The sequence below is a fragment of the Clostridium tarantellae genome (assembly GCF_009295725.1).
Classification (GTDB): Bacteria; Bacillota; Clostridia; order Clostridiales; family Clostridiaceae; genus Sarcina; species Sarcina tarantellae.
Map to the genome: position 1 here is coordinate 1 of NZ_WHJC01000339.1, position 3,332 is coordinate 3,332.

Annotated in this window: 4 protein-coding genes; all 4 read left to right on the plus strand. The window is 22.9% G+C overall.

Translation table 11 applies throughout. The features are described 5' to 3' along the window. Positions 1–149: 149 nt before the first annotated feature. Positions 150–782 carry an acetyltransferase gene (locus GBZ86_RS14035; RefSeq protein WP_152891683.1) on the plus strand — a complete coding sequence of 211 codons (633 nt, stop codon included), beginning with the start codon at positions 150–152 and terminating at the stop codon, positions 780–782. 52 nt (positions 783–834) lie between these two features. Then, on the plus strand, positions 835–1,461 hold the full coding sequence (locus GBZ86_RS14040; RefSeq protein WP_152891685.1) for a sugar transferase: 627 nt from the start codon (positions 835–837) through the stop codon (positions 1,459–1,461). Between the two features lie 25 nt (positions 1,462–1,486). After that, positions 1,487–2,698, plus strand: coding sequence for a glycosyltransferase family 4 protein (locus tag GBZ86_RS14045; RefSeq protein ID WP_207707462.1), 1,212 nt, complete (start codon positions 1,487–1,489; stop codon positions 2,696–2,698). A gap of 168 nt (positions 2,699–2,866) precedes the next feature. After that, a partial coding sequence (locus GBZ86_RS14050) for a hypothetical protein (protein ID WP_152891687.1) occupies positions 2,867–3,332 on the plus strand: 466 nt, incomplete at its 3' end.

Below are 3,332 nucleotides of genomic sequence, written 5' to 3' on the forward strand. Positions count from 1 at the left end.
TTGTGGTTTTGAGATTCAATTTTAACATGAAATTAGGGGGTCGTTGTTTTTTTATGCAAAAAAACTTTCGAAACCTTGATATATAAAGATTTTAAAAAGAAAAGTAGTGTAGAAACTTTACACTAACAATACTCTTAGGAGAGGATTTTATGAAGGATTTAGTTATAATTGGTGCTGGTGGATTTGGAAGAGAAGTTGCTTGGCTTGTGGAGGAAATAAATGAAAATAAAAAGCAATGGAATTTACTTGGTTTTATTGATGATGATATATCAAAACAGGGAAAAGAGCTAAATGGATATAAGATATTAGGTACATTAGAGTATTTAAAAGGTAAGGAAAATATTTATTATGTTTGTGCAGTAGGAGCTTCTAAGTTAAGAAGTCTAATAGTGGATAGATGTAATAAATTTGATTTAAAAGCAGCAACTTTAATTCATCCTAATGTAAATATATCTAAAACTAATAAAATAGGGGAAGGTAGTATAATTACTTCTAGAAATATAATTACTGTAAATTGCATTATAGAAGAACATGTAATAATAAATTTAAATTGTACTATAGGACATGATGTTATAATAAAAGATTTTGTTACTATAAATCCAAGTGTTAGTATATCAGGAAACTGCGTTATAGAAAAATGCGTGCAAATTGGTACAGGAGCTAGAATAATTCAACAAAAGATAATAGGAGAAAATAGTATAATTGGAGCAGGAGCAGTGGTGGTAAAAGATATAGAAAAAAATAAAACTGCTGTAGGGGTACCCGCTAAAATAATAAAATAAAAGTAAATTAGAATTAAGGATGAAGAGGTATTAATATTTAATGGGGGATATTATGGAGGAAAAAAAAACAAAAAAGATAGGATTGTTTTTAAAACGATTTTTTGATATTATAGCTGCTTTAGGCGGTTTATTAGTGTTTTCACCAATAATTCTAATAAGTATTTTAGCAATAAAAATAAAATTAGGTAGTCCCATATTATTTACTCAAGAAAGAATAGGAAAAGATAATAAAATTTTTAAAATAATTAAATTTAGAACTATGAAAAATTTAAAAGATAGTAAAGGTAATATATTACCAGATGAAAAAAGAAAAACTAAATTAGGAAGCTTTTTAAGAAGTACAAGTATAGATGAATTACCAGAACTTATTAATATTTTAAAGGGAGATATGAGCTTAATAGGACCAAGACCTTTATTAGTAGAATATCTTTCATTATATGATGAGGAACAAATAAAAAGGCATAATGTTAAACCAGGTATGACAGGATGGGCACAGATAAATGGAAGAAATTCCATATCGTGGTGTGAAAAATTTAAATTAGATGTGTGGTATGTAGAAAATTGGTCTTTTAAATTAGATATTAAAATTTTTTTTAAAACCTTTTATAAATTATTTAAAAGACATGGAATAAATCAAAGTGAGAATGTAACTATGGAAAAATTTAATGGCAGAAACTAACTAAAGAAAAGTTGGAGGGAAAACCTTGAATATATTATTTTTAACTTTATTTTATCTAGAAGGAGAAGAAGCTAGAGGAATCTATGTTGATTTAATGAAAAGTTTTGTAGAGAAAAATAATAATGTTTTTGTAGTAACTTCTCTAGAACGTAAATTTAAAAGAGATACTTGTTTTATGATAGAGCAAGGTGTTAAAGTATTAAGGGTTAAAACAGGAAACCTTCAGAAAAATAACATTATAGAAAAAGCAATTTCTACATTATTAATTGAAAGACAATATAGAAAAGCTATAAAAAAGTATTTTAACAATATTAAATTTGATTTAGTAATATCATCTACCCCACCTATTACATTTACTAAATTAATAAATTATATAAAGAAAAGAGATAAAGCAAAATCTTATTTATTATTAAAAGATATATTTCCACAAAATGCAGTTGATATGGGAATGATAAAATATAAAGGAATTATTTATAGATATTTTAGAAGAAAAGAAATTAAGTTATATAACTCATCAGATTATGTAGGATGTATGAGTAAAGGAAATAAAAAATATATATTAAAGCACAATCCTTATTTAAAAGAAGAAAAAGTAGAAGTATGTCCTAACAGTATAAATCCAAGAAAAATAATTCCATTATCATTAGAAGAAAAAGAAGTATTAAGAAAAAATTTAGGTGTTAAAAAAGATGCTTTATTAATTTTATATGGAGGAAACTTAGGGAGACCTCAAGGAATTCCTTTTTTAATGGAAATTATAAAAGATAATAAAAATAAAAAAGAAGTATTCTTTTTAATAGTAGGATATGGAACAGAGTTCAATAAGTTAAAAATATTTTTAGAAAATGAAAAAGCTAATAATGTAAAATTAATGAAGTCTCTAAATAATAATAAGTATGATAATATTCTTAAAATAAGTGATATAGGATTAATTTTATTAGATAAAAGATTTACTATACCAAATTTTCCATCTAGATTATTAAGTTATATGGAGTTTAGTTTGCCCGTAATAGCTGCTACAGATATTAATACGGATATTAAAGATTGTATTAATGAAGGAAGCTTTGGTTATTGGTGTGAAAGTGGTAATTTAAAAGAGTTTAATAGTTATATAAATAAATTTACAAATGATAAAGAGTTATCAGAAAAATTAGGTAGCAACGCAAATAAATATTTATATGAAAATTATAATTTGGAAAAAGTAAGTAATTTAGTTATAGATAAAATAAAGAAATAAATTATTAGAATCATGTTTATAACATGGTTCTTTTATAGTTTGAACATATATCATGACATTAGAAAAAGTTTTATAAAATATATTTAGTCAACTTTTGTAATAAAATATCATATATTACAATATATAACCAATGATTAATTTCATAAAATTAAATATGGAGATTTAAAAATGAAAGAAGAATTAGATGTATTATTTTTGGCAGGTTTATTTCCAAAAGAAAAAGAATATGAAATTTTAAGCTATTCAAAAGGTAATATACAAAATGCAGCTAATGTATTTCAATGGAACATAGTAAAAGGTTTAGATTTAAATTTAATAAATTCAATAAAAATATTAAATTCACTTTATATTGGATCTTTTCCATTTAGATATAAAAAATTAATAATAAAATCTTATAAATTTAATCATTGTGAAAAAATAAATTATTGTGAAGATTATAATATAGGATTTATAAATTTAACGGGTTTTAAAATAATTTCTAAATTAATTTCAATAAAATATTATATAAAAAAATGGGCATTAGATGGTAAAAATAATAAAGTTATAATAGCATATGCGTTGACAAGTAATAACTTAAAAATATTTAAATATTTAAAAAAAATAAATAAAGAAATAAAAACATGTATTATAATAC